Consider the following 15,490-nt stretch of genomic DNA (forward strand, 5'->3'; position numbering starts at 1 on the left):
TCCTCCGCGTTTTGGAGGGATGCGGATGCGGTTTCAGGAACTCATCCTTGCCCTGGATCGGTACTGGGCGGACTACGGCTGCGTGATCGCCCAGCCCTACGACGTGGAGGTAGGGGCGGGGACCATGCACCCAGCTACCTTCCTCCGGGCCCTCGGCCCGGAACCTTGGAAGGTGGCGTATGTGCAGTTCAGCCGCCGCCCAGGGGACGCGCGGTACGGCGAGAACCCCAACCGCCTGGGTGCGTACTACCAGTACCAGGTCATCCTCAAACCTTCCCCCGAGGACGTTCAGGAGGTGTACCTGCGCAGCCTGGAGGCGCTCGGGATCGATCTCCGCACGCACGACGTGCGGTTCGTGGAGGATGACTGGGAATCCCCGACCCTGGGTGCCTGGGGCCTGGGGTGGGAGGTGTGGCTCAATGGGATGGAGATCACCCAGTTCACGTACTTCCAGCAGTGCGGGGGAATGGACTGCCGTCCCGTGTGCGCGGAGATCACGTACGGACTGGAGCGGCTGTGCATGTACCTGCAGCGGAAGAGCAGTGTGTTCGAGCTGGAGTGGGCCCCAGGGATCACCTACGGAGAGCTGCGGCACCGGGAGGAGGTGGAGTGGAGCCGGTATGGGTTCGAGCGAGCGGACGTCCAGCGGCTGCGGGCGTGGTTCGATGCCTACGAGCAGGAAGCGGGTGCGGCCCTGGAGGCGGGCCTCGTCCTCCCGGCCTACGACTACGTGCTGAAGTGCTCCCATGTCTTCAACCTCCTGGATGCCCGGGGAGCGATAGGGGTCCAGGAGCGGGCATCCCTCATGGCCCGGTGCCGTCGCCTGGCTCGGCAGGTGGCGGAGCGCTACCTCGCCCAGCGGGAGGCCATGGGGTGGCCCCTCCTGAGAGAGAGCGCGGAGGTGCGGGGTGCCTAGGCTTCTCCTGGAGATCGGTGTGGAGGAGATGCCCGCCCGCTTCGTGCTTCCGGCCCTGGAACAGCTGGAGGTGGGACTCCGGGCGTTGCTGTCCGAGGAGGGGCTTCGGGCCGGCGAGATCCGGACCTTCGGAACCCCCCGGAGGCTGGTGCTCACCGCCCAGGAGGTGCCGGATCGGCAGGCCGACGCGGTACGCGAGGTACGGGGCCCAGCGGTGAAGGTGGCCTACGATGCGGAGGGAAAGCCCACGCGGGCGGCGCTGGGCTTCGCGCGATCGCAGGGTGTGGCCGTGGACAGCCTGGAGCGGAGGAGCACGGAAGCGGGGGAGTACGTGTTCGCGCGGGTACGGATCCCGGGCCGGCCCACTCGGGAGGTCCTGCGGGAGCGGTTGCCCCGTCTCATCACGGATCTCTCGTTCCCCAAGACCATGCGGTGGGGAACGCAGGAGTTGCGGTACGGCCGGCCCATCCGGTGGATCGTGGCCATGCTGGACCACGAGGTGATCCCGTTCGAGGTGGCGGGAGTACGGAGCGGCAGCACCACCCGCGGGCACCGGATCCTCAATCCCGGACCGCACGCCCTCCCGCATGCCGCGGAATACGAGCGGGTGATGGAGGAAGCCCGGGTGGTGGTGGATCACCGGCGACGGGCAACGCAGATCCTGGAGGACGTGCGGCGCCTCGCCGCGGAGGTGGGCGGTCAGGCCCTCGTACCCACCTCACTCCTCGAGGAGGTCACCTTCCTTGTGGAGCATCCCACGCCCTTCCGGGGAGCCTTCGACCCGGACTTTCTTGGCCTTCCCCGGGAGATCCTTGTCACCGTGATGCAGCATCACCAGCGCTACTTCCCCGTGGAGCGGGAAGGGCAGCTGCTGCCCTACTTCCTCGCGGTGCGGGACGGGGACGAGGTGGGGTTGGAGCAGGTGCGGGAAGGGAACGAGTGGGTCCTGCGGGCGCGCCTGGAGGATGCCCGCTTCTTCTACGAGGAGGATCGGAAGGTTCCCCTCGCCGCTCGGTTGGAGCAGCTTCGGGAGATGGTGTTCGTGGAACGGCTGGGCACCGTGTGGGACAAGGTGGAGCGGCTGCGGGGCCTCGCGGGGTGGCTGGCGGAACACCTCCGCCTGTCGGAGGAGGAGCGGACGCACCTCCTACGCGCCGCGGAGCTGTGCAAGGCGGATTTGGCCACCCATGTGGTAGGGGAGTTCCCGGAGCTTGCGGGCACCGTAGGGGGGCTGTACGCACGGCTGGATGGCGAGCCGGAGGCTGTGGCGGAGGCCATCGCGGAGCACCTGCGGCCGCGCACCGCGGAGGACACCCCTCCCCGCAGCTGGCTGGGGGCCCTGCTGGGGATCGCGGATCGTGCGGACACGCTCGCGGGTTGCCTCGGGATCGGGCTTGCGCCGACGGGCTCCGCGGATCCGTACGGACTGCGTCGGGCCGCGGGCAGTCTGTTTGAGATCCTCTCCCTCCACCGGGTGCGGATCCCGCTGCTTGCCTTGGTCCGTCGGGCCCTGGGAGGGTACCCGGACCTGGAGGACCGCCTGGAGGAGATCTGGGCCTTCGTACTGGGGCGGCTGCGGGCGTGGCTGCTGGAGCGGGGATACCCGCACGACACGGTGGAGGCGGTGCTGGACGCTTCCTGGTCCGACGTGGCGGATCTGGTGGATCGGGTGGAGGCCCTCGTCCGGTTTCGGGCTACTCCCGCCTTCGCGGCCCTGTACGAGGCCTTCGATCGGGCCCACCGCATCCTCGACCCCGCGCTCCTCTCCGGAGAAGAACCGGTGGCCGAAGACCAGGCGGAACAGGATTTGCTGGAGGCCATCCGGGCGGTACGCCCCCGGGTGGAAACGTGCGTCTCCTCCTCGCGGTACGAGGCGGCCCTCGTGGAGCTGTCCAGACTGCGGGACCCTGTGGCGCGGTTCTTCGATGCCGTCTTCGTCAACGACCCGGATCCACAGGTCCGCCGCCGCCGCCACACCCTGCTGGGGGAGGTGGTGCGGCTGGTGCGGGAGATCGCGGACCTCTCGCGGCTCGCGGTGGCTCCCGGGGAACGGAAGGCGGAGTGATGGATTCCCTGCACCGTATCCGGGAGCGGATGGAGGCAGAGGAGGCGGAGCGGCTCTCGCCCTACGCCACGTTGAGCCGGAATTCGCGGGGAAGACGCGTCCCGGAACCCGAGGATGACCTGCGCACCTGCTTTCAGCGGGATCGGGACCGGGTGATCCACAGCAAGGCGTTCCGCAGGCTTAAGCACAAAACCCAGGTGTTCCTCGCACCCGAGGGAGACCACTACCGGACCCGGCTCACCCACACCCTGGAGGTGGCCCAGATCGCCCGCACCATCGCCCGGGCCCTGCGGCTCAACGAGGACCTCACGGAGGCCATCGTCCTGGCCCACGACCTCGGGCATCCCCCCTTCGGACACGCGGGAGAAGCCGCCCTGGACGAGGCGATGCGGCCGTGGGGGGGATTCCGACACTCCGAGCAGAGCCTGCGGGTTGTGGACCTGCTGGAACAGCGCCGCCGGTCCGACGGCACCGTGGAGTGGGGGCTCAACCTCACGTGGGAGGTGCGGGACGGAATCCTGGGGCACAGCAAGGGAGCCTCAGACATGCAGTTCGAAGCCGGACTCCCCACCACCCTGGAAGGGCAGGTGGTCCGGGTGGCGGATCGGATCGCCTACGTGCACCACGACGTGGACGACGCGGTCCGGGCTGGTCTCCTGCGGGAGGAGGAGATCCCCGCGGAGGTCCGGGAGGTGCTGGGCCCCACCCGGGGCCGGTGGGTGGACGTCTTGGTACGGGACGTGGTCACGAGCAGCGAGGACCAGCCCCGGATCGTCATGAGTGAACCCGTACGCCAGGCGTTGGACCTCCTCAAGGACTTCCTGTTCGAGCGGGTCTATCTCAACCCCGTGGCGAAGGCGGAGGAACCGCGGGCCCAGCGCCTGCTGCGGATGCTCTTCGAGCACTTCCTGGAACATCCGGAGCAGATCTCCCCAGAGTACCAGCGGCTGGTTGCCCTCGGGGAGCCCCTCCCCCGGGTGGTGTGCGACTTCCTCGCGGGGATGACGGATCGTTACGCGGTACGGATCGCGGAGTCCCTCTTCCTCCCCAGGAGCTGGCCCCGCTAGCGGGAAATCTTTCCGGTCCGGGAGAGGAGGAGTTTCAGGATCGTTCGCGAAAGAACGGACATTAGAGGGGCAGAGGGGGAGCGCGAGCGGGACCCGAGGCGGGCGCTGCGGGTCCCGCCGTTTTTGTCCGGCCGGGGATGGATTCCGAATCGCTTGAGGCCTCAGGGAGGCGGATACCCAGGGATTCTGAACGTTCCGGGAAGGCGAAGGAGGGTGGGCAGTCGGGGATGGTGACGGAGGAGGTCCGGGAGCAGATCCGCTCGCGCATCGACCTGGTGGAGCTCGCCTCCGCGTACGTCTCCTTGCGGAGGAGCGGACGGCGGTACGTGGGCCTGTGCCCGTTCCACACGGAGAAGACCCCCTCCTTTACCGTGGACCGGGAGCGGGGACTGTTTTACTGCTTCGGGTGCGGAGCCGGAGGAGACGTCTTCGACTTCTTCATGCGGGTGGAGGGCGTCTCGTTCCCAGAGGCCCTGCGGGAGCTGGCCCGGCGGGCGGGCGTCCCCCTGGAGGAGCGCCTGCCCGTCCGGGGGGAGGTGGAGGCCCTTCTCCGCGCTCTCGACGCCGCGGCGCGGTTCTACCGGGAAACCTTGCTCCACCCCTCCTCCGGACGGGTGGCCCGGGAGTACCTCGGGCAGCGGGAGATCACGCCACAGGCCGCGGACCGCTTCCGGCTGGGCTACGCTCCCGAGGCCTGGGACCTCCTCCTCCAGCACCTCCGGCGAAGCGGGCATGCGGCGGAGGTACTGGAAAAGGCAGGTCTCGTAGCACCCCGCGGCGGCGGCGGGCACTACGACGTCTTCCGGCACCGGCTCATGTTCCCCATCCTGGACCTTCAGGACCGGCCCGTGGCCTTCGGCGGCCGCGCCCTCCGGGAGGAGGACCAGCCGAAGTATCTCAATTCCCGGGAGAGTCCGGTTTTTCACAAAGGGCGGACCCTGTACGCCCTAAACTTCGCGCGGGAGGCCATCCGGCAGGCCGGCTACGCGGTGGTGGTGGAGGGATACCTGGACGCCGTCACCTGCCATCAGCATGGCATCCAGCACACGGTGGCCTCCCTGGGTACGGCCCTGACCCCGGACCAGGTGGCCTTGCTGCGCCGGTTCACCGCATCGGTGGTGCTGGTCTACGACTCCGACGAGGCGGGGCAGCGGGCCGCGGTTCGGGCCTTGCCCCTCTTCGAGGAAGCGGGCCTGAGCGTGCGGGCTGTCACCCTCCCGGAGGGGATGGATCCGGACCTCTTCCTGCGCCGCCACGGCCGGGATGCCTTCCTGCGGGTGGTGGAAGGGGCCCGACCCGTGTTCCACTTCCGGCTGGACTACCTCCTGCGCACACATTCCCCCCAGACGGTGGAAGGGAAAATCCGGATCGTTGACGAACTGATCCCCCTGCTAGCGAGCTACCGGCACGAACTGGCCCGCGACGAGTATCTGACGCAGCTCGTCAAGCGACTCGGCGTTCCGGAGGAAGTGGTTCGCCACCGCGCCGGTGCCCTGCGGCCCGGGAAGGGAGGGCGCAGGGGGGATGGTGTGTTCGACCCCGCCCGAATCGCGTTGGAGCGGGCCAGCGAACGGCCGGTGGTGGAGCGGTACCTGCTCATGCTGATGTTGGACGATGCGGTAGCCCGGGAACGCCTTCTCCGAGAGCTGAGGGAGGAGGACTTCGCGGGCGAGGTGCACCGGGAGATCTTCCGGGCCCTCGCCCAGGCTGTGGGGGACGTCCATGCGGCCCGGAAGGCCCTGGGGGAGGAAGCCCGGGCGGCCCTCGACCGTTTGATTTTCGGTGAGCGGCCGCCCATTCCCGACCTGGAGGGGGGGCTCCTGCGCCTCCGGGAGGTTCAACGGAAGGAACGGATCGCCGCACTCGTTCGTGAGCTAGAGGAGGCGCAGCGATCCGGGGACCTGGGAGCGGTACGTCGGATCCAGGAGGAACTCCAGCGTCTTCGACAAGACCAGCCTGGGAAGGGGATCTGAGGGACGATGCCTGCGAAGGCGAACAAGAAGAAGGCGGGCGTGCCGGAAATCCGGCCGCTTTCGGACGATCTCTTCCCCGAGCTCCGGGACCTCATCGAGCTCGGTCGGAAGAAGGGGCATCTCCTGTACGAGGAGATCGTGCGGGCCATCCCCGCGGTGGAGACGGACGCGGAGGAGAGCGAGCGGGTCTTCAACCTCCTCCAGGAGATGGACATCGTCGTCAAGGACCGGGAGGACGAGGAGGAAGAGGACCAGGAAAAGGCGGTGGAGGTGGAGACCCTGGAAGGGATCTCCGTGGACGACCCTGTCCGCATGTACCTGAAGGAGATCGGCCGGGTGCCGTTGCTGACCGCGCAGGAGGAGGTGGAGCTTGCCAAGCGCATGGAGAAGGGCGATGAGGAGGCGAAGCGTAAGCTCATCGAGGCCAACCTGCGCTTGGTGGTGGCCATTGCGAAGAAGTACGTGGGTCGGGGCATGCTCTTTCTGGACCTCATCCAGGAGGGGAATCTGGGTCTGATCCGGGCCGTGGAGAAGTTCGACTGGCGCAAGGGCTATAAGTTCAGTACCTACGCCACCTGGTGGATCCGGCAGGCCATCACCCGGGCCCTGGCGGATCAGGCTCGAACCATCCGCATCCCCGTGCACATGGTGGAGACCATCAACAAGCTGGTGCGCGTGAGCCGGCAGCTCCTACAGCAGAAAGGGCGCGAGCCCACCCCGGAGGAGATCGCGGAGGAGATGGGCCTCACGCCGGAGCGGGTACGGGAGATCATGAAGATCGCCCAGGAGCCCATCTCCCTGGAGACCCCCATCGGGGAGGAGGAGGACTCGCATCTCGGAGACTTCATCGAGGACCAGGAGGCCCTGGCGCCCGCGGAGGCCGCCAGCTACACCCTTCTTAAGGAGCAGCTGGAGAGCGTGCTGGAGACCCTGACCCCGCGGGAGCGGAAGGTCTTGAAGCTGCGGTTCGGGCTGGACGACGGCCGGCCCCGCACCCTGGAGGAGGTGGGCCGGGAGTTCGGGGTTACCCGGGAGCGCATTCGCCAGATCGAGGCCAAGGCGCTGCGCAAGCTGCGCCATCCCTCCCGCAGCAAGCGGCTCCGGGACTTCATCGAATAGTGCGGTTCGAGGTCAAAGATCCCACTCTCGCGTCCCATGGGCGCGACCGCATCGCGTGGGCGGAGCGGGAGATGCCCGTGGTGCGGCTTATCCGGGACCGGTTCGCCCGGGAGAAACCCCTCGCGGGGCATCGCATCGCCGCATGTCTGCACGTCACCAGCGAAACCGCGGTCCTGGTGCAGACCCTGGTGGCGGGGGGAGCGGAGGTGGCCCTGTGTGCCAGCAACCCCCTCTCCACCCAGGATGAGGTGGCCGCGGCCCTGGCGGAGGAAGGGGTGCCGGTCTTCGCCATCCGCGGGGAGGACCGCGAGACTTACTACCGCCACATCCAGCAGGCCCTGGAGCTCCAGCCGCACCTCACCCTGGACGACGGTGCGGATCTCGTGACCACCCTCCATACCCGGCGCACGGACCTCCTGGAAGGCGTGGTGGGCGGAACCGAAGAGACCACCACGGGCGTCCTCCGGCTCCGGGCCATGGCCCGGGAGGGGGCCCTGCGGTATCCCATCGTGGCGGTGAACGACGCGAAGACCAAGCACTGGTTCGACAACCGGTATGGAACCGGCCAGTCAGCCCTGGACGGGATCCTGCGGGCCACGAACCTCCTGCTGGCGGGCCGGAGGGTGGTGGTGTGTGGGTACGGGGCCTGTGGCCGAGGGGTAGCGGCTCGGGCACGAGGGCTGGGCGCGCACGTCATCGTCACGGAGGTGGACCCGCTCCCGGCCCTGGAGGCGGTGATGGATGGGTTTGTGGTGATGCCCTCCCTGGAGGCCGCCCGGGTTGGGGAGGTGTTCGTGACGGTGACCGGGAACCGCGGGGTCCTGCGGCGGGAGCACTTCGATCGGATGCGGGACGGGGCGGTGCTGGCGAACGCGGGCCACTTCGATGTGGAGATCGACCTCAGGGCTCTGGAAGCTATGAGCGTGGGGCGGCGACGGGTGCGGGAGCACGTGGACGAGTACATCCTTCCGGACGGCCGACGGCTGTACGTGCTGGCGGAGGGGCGGCTCGTGAACCTCGCGGCCGCGGAGGGACATCCCGCCGCGGTCATGGACATGTCGTTCGCGAACCAGGCCCTGTGCGTGGAGTGGCTCGTGCACGCAGGGCGTGGGCTCGCGCCCCAGGTGTACCCGGTGCCGGAGGCCATCGACCGGCAGGTGGCGGCCCTGAAGCTTCAGAGCATGGGCGTTCGGATCGACGAGCTCACCCCGGAGCAGCGGGCGTATCTGGAGTCCTGGCGGGAGGGGACATAGATCGGTATCCGCGAGGAGGTGGGGCGTGCGCATCGGCGTGGTGTTCCCCCAGACGGAGATCGGGAACGATCCGGGCGCGATCCGGGAGTTCGCGCAGGCGGTGGAGGAGATGGGCTACCACCACCTGCTGGCCTACGAACACGTGGTGGGTGCCCCTCCGGACCGGCTCCGGGAGCTGGGAATCCTCAGACCTCCCTACACCCACGAATCGCCCTTCCACGAACCCTTCGTGCTCTTCGGCTACCTGAGGCGGTAACCTCGAGGCTGGAGCTCACCACGGGCATCCTCATCCTTCCCCAGCGGCAGACGGTGTTGGTCGCCAAACAGGCGGCGGAGGTGGACGTGCTGAGCCGTGGCCGCCTGCGCCTGGGCGTGGGATTGGGCTGGAACCCCGTGGAGTACGAGGCCCTGGGAGAGAATTTCCGGAACCGCGGACGGCGGGTGGAGGAGCAGATCACCCTGTTGCGCTTGCTGTGGACGCGGGAACTGGTGGACTTCGAGGGCCGCTACCACAGGATCCGCCGTGCGGGCATCCTTCCCCTGCCCGTACAGCGTCCCATTCCCGTCTGGATGGGCGGGAGCGCAGATCGGGCCCTGCGCCGCTTGAGCCGGATTGCGGACGGGTGGATCTCGCAGCTGACGCCCAGCCCTCAGGCCGCGGAGCTCATAGATAGGGTGCGCGGGTATGTTCGGGAGGCGGGCCGTGACCCGGACCGGTTCGGGATCGAGGGCCGGATGCACCTTGGGGAGATCCCGCCCGAACGGTGGCCCGAGGCGGTCCGCGGGTGGCAGGCGTGCGGAGGCACGCACCTCAGCGTGAACACCATGCGCAGCGGGTTCCGGACCGTCGAGGAGCACCTCGCTTCCCTCCGACGGTTCCGGGAGGCCCTTGCTGGGCTCCTCTAGTCCTCAACACCCCAAGCGCCCTCCGGGATTCGTTTGTCTCCAGGGATGGGATTCCGGGGGGACGGCCGGCTTTCAGGACTCCTCCGGCCTTGGCTAAGGGTCGTTCTGGATCTCCTGTTTCCTCCCCGCTGCCAGGTGTGCGGAGCGGGAGGGAGTTTCCCCTTGTGTGAGGACTGCCTGGGGCGGTTCTCCCGCATCGGACCGCCCCTTTGCCAGGTGTGCGGCCGACCCCTTCGGGGTCCCCAGGACCTCGCCTTCACGTGTATCCCGTGCCGGGCCTGCAAGGATCCTCTGCGGATGCGGGCCTTCGGGCTCTACGAGGGCCGATTGCGGGACGCCCTGCACGCTTTCAAGTACCGCCGCCGGATCGCGCTCGCAGACCCCCTGGGGCAGGTGCTGGCGGCGGTGGTCCGGGGGGATCCGGTTCTCTCCGCTGCGGACGCCCTCGTCCCAGTACCCCTGCATCCAAGCCGGGAGCGGGAGCGGGGCTTCAACCAGGCCGAGGAACTGGCGAAGGTCCTCGCGAGGCAGACCGGGATTCCTCTCCTCCGGGCCCTCGTGCGGGTCCGGCCCACGGTGCCCCAGGTGGACCTTTCGGAGGCGGAGCGTCGGAGCAACGTCCGGGGTGCCTTCTCCGTACGCGCACCCGTGAGGGGGCTTCGGGCGGTGCTCGTAGACGACGTGCGCACCACGGGCAGCACCCTGGCGGAGTGCGCCCGAACGCTCCGGAAGGGGGGCGGGAAGGTGGTGGGGGCGGTGACGGTGGCCATGGCGCTTCGGGACCCGTAGCCCTCGCGTGGCGGGCTTCTCACCCCAGAAACGCGGAGAGCAGCCGATCCTCCAGGTCCTTGCTGACCTCGGAGAGGTCCTTCATGGTGTCCACCCCCTTCCAGTATGCCCGGGACCGAAACCCGCCCAACCGGCCCTCCGCGGCGAGACGGGGGAAGGTGGTGGTCTCGTGATCCCCCACCTCCGGGAGCAGCGCCTCGACCTCTCGGTTCAGCACGTAGATCCCCGCGTTGATCCAGTACGGCAGCTCCGGCTTCTCCCGGAAGGCCACGATCCGACCGTCCCCTGCCACCTCCACGATGCCGTAGGGGCTGACGAAGGGGGTGAGGACCACGGTCACGAGCCACCCGTTCGCCCGGTGCTGGGCCAGCACCTCCTGGATCCGCACGTTGGTGATGACGTCCCCGTTGGTGGCGATGCACACATCCTCCTCCACAAGACCCATGGCCTGCCGGAGGGCTCCGCCCCGGCCCAAGGGCTCCTCCTCCACGGAGTACCGGATCCGCACTCCCCACTTGCGACCGTCCCCGAAGTAGTCCCGAATCACCTCGTGCCGGTACCCGCAGGCGATCACGATGTCCGTGATCCCCTGCACCCGGAGCCACTGGATCTGGTAGCCCAGGATGGGAATCCCCAGCACCTCCACCATGGGTTTGGGGCGGTCCTGGGTGTAGGGGCGCAGCCGTTCCCCCTTTCCTCCGGCGAGGATGATGGCCTGCATGTCCACCTCCTGCTCTGGAAACGGAACCTTCGCACCGCCATTTTGCCACGCGTGGCACGGGACCCACCACTCTGGTACAATCCCAGAAAGGCGAGCGGGATCGGTGGCCGGAGGCCACACAGCGTCGCTCCGTTCCTCCCACCGGGCGGAGCGCTTTGATTTGGAGGGGTCCCCGTGGTGAAGTACCAGGCACCCCGCGGGATGCGGGACGTGCTCCCCCCGGAGTCCGAGCGGTGGCAACGCGTGCTCGCCCGGTGTCGGGAGTTCGCGCACCGGTACGGGTACCGGGAGATCCGGACCCCCGTGGTGGAGCACACGGAGGTGTTCCTGCGAGGTGTAGGGGAAGGGACGGACATCGTGGAGAAGGAGATGTACACCTTCACGGACCGGGGAGGGCGCAGCCTCACCCTCCGGCCCGAGGGAACAGCCGCGGTGATGCGGGCGTACCTCGAGCACGGCCTCCACACCTGGCCGCAGCCCGTGAAGCTGTACTACGTCGCGGAGATGTTCCGGTACGATCGCCCGCAGGCGGGGCGGTACCGACAGCACACCCAGTTCGGTGCGGAGATCCTGGGCACCTCCTCTCCCGCCGCGGACGTGGAGGTGCTCGCGCTTCCCATCCGAATCCTGCAGAGCCTGGGGTTACGGGAGATCCGGGTGCACCTCAACAGCGTGGGGGATGCGGCCTGTCGGCCGCCCTACCTTCGGCGGCTCCGGGAGTACTTCGAGCGGTTCGTGGACCAGTTGGACGAGGACAGCCGTCGGAGGCTGCAGACGAACCCGCTGCGCATCTTCGATTCCAAGGTGGAGCGCACCCGGGAGATCGCCCGAGATGCGCCCAAGATGCTGGACTACCTCTGTGACGCGTGCCGGATGCACTTCGAGGAGGTGGTGCGGCGGTTCGCGTGGCTCGGGATCCTCACGGAGGTGGACCCCTTCATCGTGCGGGGACTCGACTACTACACCCGGACGGCCGCAGAGGTCTTCAGCGGGAGGCTTGGCGCTCAGAACGCGGTCTTCGGCGGCGGGCGGTACGATGGGCTCGCGGAGGCCCTGGGAGGACCTCCGACGCCCGGCGTGGGCTTCGGCCTGGGGATCGAGCGGTTGCTGCTGGTCCTGGAGCAGGAGGGGGTGGTGCCGGAGGACACCTGGCGGGTGGAGGTGTACGTCGCGAGCCGCGGCCCGCGGGCAGAACAGGAGGCCTTCGGGCTCCTGGATCGGCTGCGGGAAACTGGGTTTCGGGCCGAGGGAGACCTCATGGGCCGGAGCCTCAGCGCCCAGCTGCGGCATGCGGCGCGCCTCGGGGCGCAGTTCGCGGTGATCCTGGAGGACGCGGGTCTGGCGCGAGAAGAGGCGGTGGTCCGGGACCTCCGGGTGGGCACGCAACGGGTGGTCCCCCTGAGCCGGGTGGTAGGGGTTCTGCAGGAGGGGTCGGGATGAGGCCTACCCGGTTCCGCACCCACGGTTGCGGGGAACTGCGGCCCGAGCACGCGGGTCAGCGCGTGCGTCTGTGCGGGTGGGTACACCGCCGTCGGGATCTGGGGAGCCTGATCTTCCTAGATCTGCGGGACCGGTCCGGCATCGTGCAGGTGATCGCGAGCCCGCAGACCCCACAGGCCCATGCGGTCGCGGACCAGGCCCGCTCAGAGTACGTGGTACAGGTCGAGGGGGAAGTGGTCCTCCGCCCGCCCCACACGGTGAACCCGAAGCTGGCGACCGGGGCGGTGGAGGTGCGAGCCCATCGGATGGAAATCCTGAATCCCTCCCGTACGCCCCCCTTTGAGATCTCCGACGAGGAGGACGTGGACGAGGCCGTCCGGCTCCGCTACCGATACCTCGATCTGCGGCGGCCCAGCATGCAGCATAACCTCCTCCTCCGGCACCGGCTCGCACAGGCCACCCGGGAGTTCCTGAGCCAGGAGGGGTTTGTGGAGGTCGAGACCCCTCACCTCATCCGGACCACGCCGGAGGGTGCCCGGGACTTCCTCGTGCCCAGCCGCCTGCATCCGGGCAAGTTCTACGTGCTGCCGCAGTCCCCGCAGCTCCTCAAGCAGATCCTCATGGTGGCGGGTTTCGATCGGTACTTCCAGCTCGCCCGCTGCTTCCGGGACGAGGATCTGCGGGCCGACCGCCAGCCGGAGTTCACCCAGATCGACCTGGAGATGTCCTTCGTGGACCGGGAGGATGTGCTGGAACTCAGCGAGCGCCTCCTCCACCACCTCCTCCGGGAGGTGATGGGGATCGAGGTGCCCCTTCCCTTCCCACGGCTCCCGTACGCGGAGGCCATGGCCCGGTACGGGACGGACAAGCCGGATCTGCGCTACGGCCTGGAGATCGCGGACCTCACCGAAATCTTCGCCCACAGCGAGGTGCGGGTCTTCCGGGAGGTCGTGGCAGCCGGGGGAGTGGTGCGGGGCCTTTGCGTTCCTGGGCAGGCGGATCTGAGCCGGAAAGCCCTCGAGGAGCTGCGGGAGCGGGCGGTGACCGAGGGGCTGAGAGGCCTGGTTCCCCTGGGACTCACCCCCGAGGGCCCGAGGGGGGCGATCGCCAGGAACCTCACCGAGGGGCAGCTGGATGCGTTACGGGAAGCCCTGGGCGCCCGCACGGGGGATCTGGTGCTCCTCGCCGCGGACGATCCGCCGCGGGTCTCCGTGGCCCTGGGGAGGTTACGGCAGGAGCTGGCGCGCCGGCTCGGTCTCATTCCTCCCAACACCTTTCGGTTCGCATGGGTGGTGGACTTCCCGCTGCTGGAGTACGACCCGGAAGGGGGACGGTACGTGGCCGTGCACCACCCCTTCACCGCGCCCATGGACGAGGACCTGCCCCTGCTGGAGACGGATCCCCTCCGGGTGCGAGCGAAGGCCTACGATCTCGTGCTGAACGGTGTGGAGGTGGGAGGAGGGAGCATCCGAATCCACCGGCGGGAGCTGCAGGAGCGGATCTTTACCCTCCTGGGCCTCTCGCCGGAGCAGGCCCAGGCACGGTTCGGGTTCCTCCTGGAGGCTTTCCAGTACGGAGCCCCCCCGCATGGTGGCATCGCCTTCGGGTTCGATCGGCTCGTGATGCTGCTGGCCGGGAGGGACACCATCCGGGACGTGATCGCCTTCCCCAAGACCGCCAGCGCCACGGATCTGATGATGGGGGCACCCAGCGAGGTGGACCCGGAGCAGCTCCGGGAGGTGCACATCGCCGTCATCCCCCCGGGGTAGACGGCTTGCCCATCCTCCCGGGAGGTGCCATCCTGAGCCTGGATGGCACTGTTCGAGCCAGACCAGGCCTCGCTTCCCCTCGCGGCACGGATGCGGCCGCGCACCCTGGAGGAGTTCGTGGGGCAACAGCACCTGGTGGGGCCCGGCAGGTTCCTCCACCGGCTTCTGACCTCCGGGGAGCTCGCTTCCCTGATCCTGTACGGCCCTCCGGGAACCGGCAAGACCTCCCTGGCCAGGGTTTTGAGCAACGTCCTCCGAGCCCACTTCGTCTCCCTCAACGCGGTGACGAGCGGCGTGGCGGATGTGCGGCGGGTGATCCAGGAGGCCAGGGATCGGCTCCGGTACCGGGGGGAGCGGACCGTGCTTTTCATCGACGAGATCCACCGGTTCAACCGAGCTCAGCAGGATCTCCTGCTCCCCGCGGTGGAGGAGGGCACCGTGGTGCTCATCGGCGCCACCACCCAGAATCCCTTCTTCGACGTGAACCCCACCCTGCTCTCCCGCTGTCGCCTCCTGCGCCTGGAGCCCCTGCGGCCGGAGGAGATCCAGGAGATCGTGGAGCGGGCCCTGCGGGATCCCGAGCGAGGGTTGGGCAGGGAACGGGTGGAGCTCAGCCCGGAGGCCCTGGCGCACCTGGTGGATGCCGCGAACGGGGATGCCCGGGTGGCCCTCAACGCCCTGGAGATGGCGGTCCGGACCACGCCGCCGGATGCGGACGGTGTACGACGGGTGGGGCTCGGGGCGGTGGAGGAGGCGTTGCAGCGGCGGGTGATCCGGTACGACAGATCCGGAGACGAGCACTACGACGTGGCGAGCGCCTTCATCAAGAGCCTGCGGGGCTCGGATCCGGACGCCGCGGTGTACTGGCTCGTCCGGATGCTGGAGGCCGGAGAGGATCCCAGGTTCATCGCCCGTCGCCTGGTGGTGCACGCGGCGGAGGACGTGGGGCTCGCGGATCCCCTGGCACTCATCGTGGCCGTTGCGGCCGCGCACGCGGTGGAATTCGTAGGCCTACCCGAGGCCCGGATCCCCCTCGCGGAAGCCGCCCTCTACATCGCGTGCGCGCCGAAGAGCAACGCGGTGGTGCGGGCCTTAGCTCAGGCCCGTTCGGATCTGGAGCGGCTTCCTGCTCTTCCGGTTCCCCCGCACCTGCGGGACGCTTCCTACCCGGGGAGTGCGCAGCTTGGCCACGGCCGGGGCTACCGCTATCCGCACGACTTCCCCGACGGGTTCGTGGAGCAGGACTACCTCCCGGAGAATCTCCAGGGACGCGTGTACTACGAGCCCACGGATCGGGGGCATGAGGCGAAGATCCGCGAGCGCCTGCAGCGCCTCTGGAAGGACCGCCGGCGGCCGCCCAAGGGTGCTTCCCGGAAATCCCCCTCCGGGTGACGCGGCCGCGGTCCTGCTCCCCCGTACGCCGCGAGCCCCTCGCCTGCTCCCGGCCACCAGGCGGTGGGCCGAAAGCCCTC

10 protein-coding genes and 2 pseudogenes are annotated in these 15,490 nt (G+C 68.9%); 11 read left to right on the forward strand and 1 reads right to left on the reverse strand.

The window, feature by feature from the left end:
* Positions 1 to 25 precede the first annotated feature (25 nt).
* From glyQ to N0A24_05030, 8 genes and pseudogenes are all read left to right on the forward strand, one after another.
* Positions 26 to 916, forward strand: coding sequence for a glycine--tRNA ligase subunit alpha (glyQ, locus tag N0A24_04995; GenBank protein ID MCS7172751.1), 891 nt, complete (start codon positions 26 to 28; stop codon positions 914 to 916).
* Positions 909 to 2,981, forward strand: coding sequence for a glycine--tRNA ligase subunit beta (glyS, locus tag N0A24_05000; GenBank protein ID MCS7172752.1), 2,073 nt, complete (start codon positions 909 to 911; stop codon positions 2,979 to 2,981). Before glyQ ends, glyS begins: the two co-directional genes overlap by 8 nt.
* Positions 2,981 to 4,048 (forward strand): deoxyguanosinetriphosphate triphosphohydrolase, encoded by a 1,068-nt coding sequence (locus tag N0A24_05005; GenBank protein ID MCS7172753.1) that lies wholly within the window; start codon positions 2,981 to 2,983, stop codon positions 4,046 to 4,048. Before glyS ends, N0A24_05005 begins: the two co-directional genes overlap by 1 nt.
* A gap of 227 nt (positions 4,049 to 4,275) precedes the next feature.
* Positions 4,276 to 5,505 (forward strand): annotated as a pseudogene (gene dnaG / locus N0A24_05010) (DNA primase).
* Between the two features lie 522 nt (positions 5,506 to 6,027).
* Entirely contained in the window at positions 6,028 to 7,140 is a 1,113-nt protein-coding gene (gene rpoD, locus N0A24_05015) for an RNA polymerase sigma factor RpoD (protein MCS7172754.1), read from the forward strand.
* The gene (locus N0A24_05020; protein MCS7172755.1) at positions 7,140 to 8,393 is read left to right on the forward strand and encodes an adenosylhomocysteinase; all 1,254 of its coding nucleotides are present in this window, start codon (positions 7,140 to 7,142) and stop codon (positions 8,391 to 8,393) included. The genes rpoD and N0A24_05020 overlap by 1 nt, the downstream gene beginning before the upstream one ends.
* Before the next feature lie 25 nt (positions 8,394 to 8,418).
* Positions 8,419 to 9,299, forward strand: a pseudogene (locus tag N0A24_05025) (LLM class F420-dependent oxidoreductase).
* A gap of 45 nt (positions 9,300 to 9,344) precedes the next feature.
* A complete protein-coding gene (locus N0A24_05030) occupies positions 9,345 to 10,088 on the forward strand; it encodes a ComF family protein (GenBank protein MCS7172756.1) in 744 nt (247 codons plus the stop codon).
* Between the two features lie 19 nt (positions 10,089 to 10,107).
* On the opposite strand, the gene N0A24_05035 is transcribed toward N0A24_05030, so the two are convergent.
* Complete coding sequence (locus N0A24_05035; GenBank protein ID MCS7172757.1) at positions 10,108 to 10,809, reverse strand: nucleotidyltransferase family protein; 702 nt, start codon at positions 10,807 to 10,809, stop codon at positions 10,108 to 10,110.
* Between the two features lie 174 nt (positions 10,810 to 10,983).
* On the opposite strand from N0A24_05035, the gene hisS reads away from it, so the two are divergent.
* From hisS to N0A24_05050, 3 genes are read left to right on the forward strand one after another with little or no spacing between them, the layout of a single operon-like run.
* Entirely contained in the window at positions 10,984 to 12,249 is a 1,266-nt protein-coding gene (hisS, locus tag N0A24_05040) for a histidine--tRNA ligase (protein MCS7172758.1), read from the forward strand.
* Positions 12,246 to 14,018, forward strand: a complete 1,773-nt coding sequence (aspS, locus tag N0A24_05045; protein MCS7172759.1) for an aspartate--tRNA ligase — start codon at positions 12,246 to 12,248, stop codon at positions 14,016 to 14,018. The genes hisS and aspS overlap by 4 nt, the downstream gene beginning before the upstream one ends.
* A gap of 42 nt (positions 14,019 to 14,060) precedes the next feature.
* Positions 14,061 to 15,410 carry a replication-associated recombination protein A gene (locus tag N0A24_05050; protein ID MCS7172760.1) on the forward strand — a complete coding sequence of 450 codons (1,350 nt, stop codon included), beginning with the start codon at positions 14,061 to 14,063 and terminating at the stop codon, positions 15,408 to 15,410.
* The last annotated feature ends 80 nt before the right edge of the window (positions 15,411 to 15,490 follow it).

Source organism: Armatimonadota bacterium, from assembly GCA_025059775.1.
Classification (GTDB): domain Bacteria; phylum Sysuimicrobiota; class Sysuimicrobiia; order Sysuimicrobiales; family Sysuimicrobiaceae; genus Sysuimicrobium.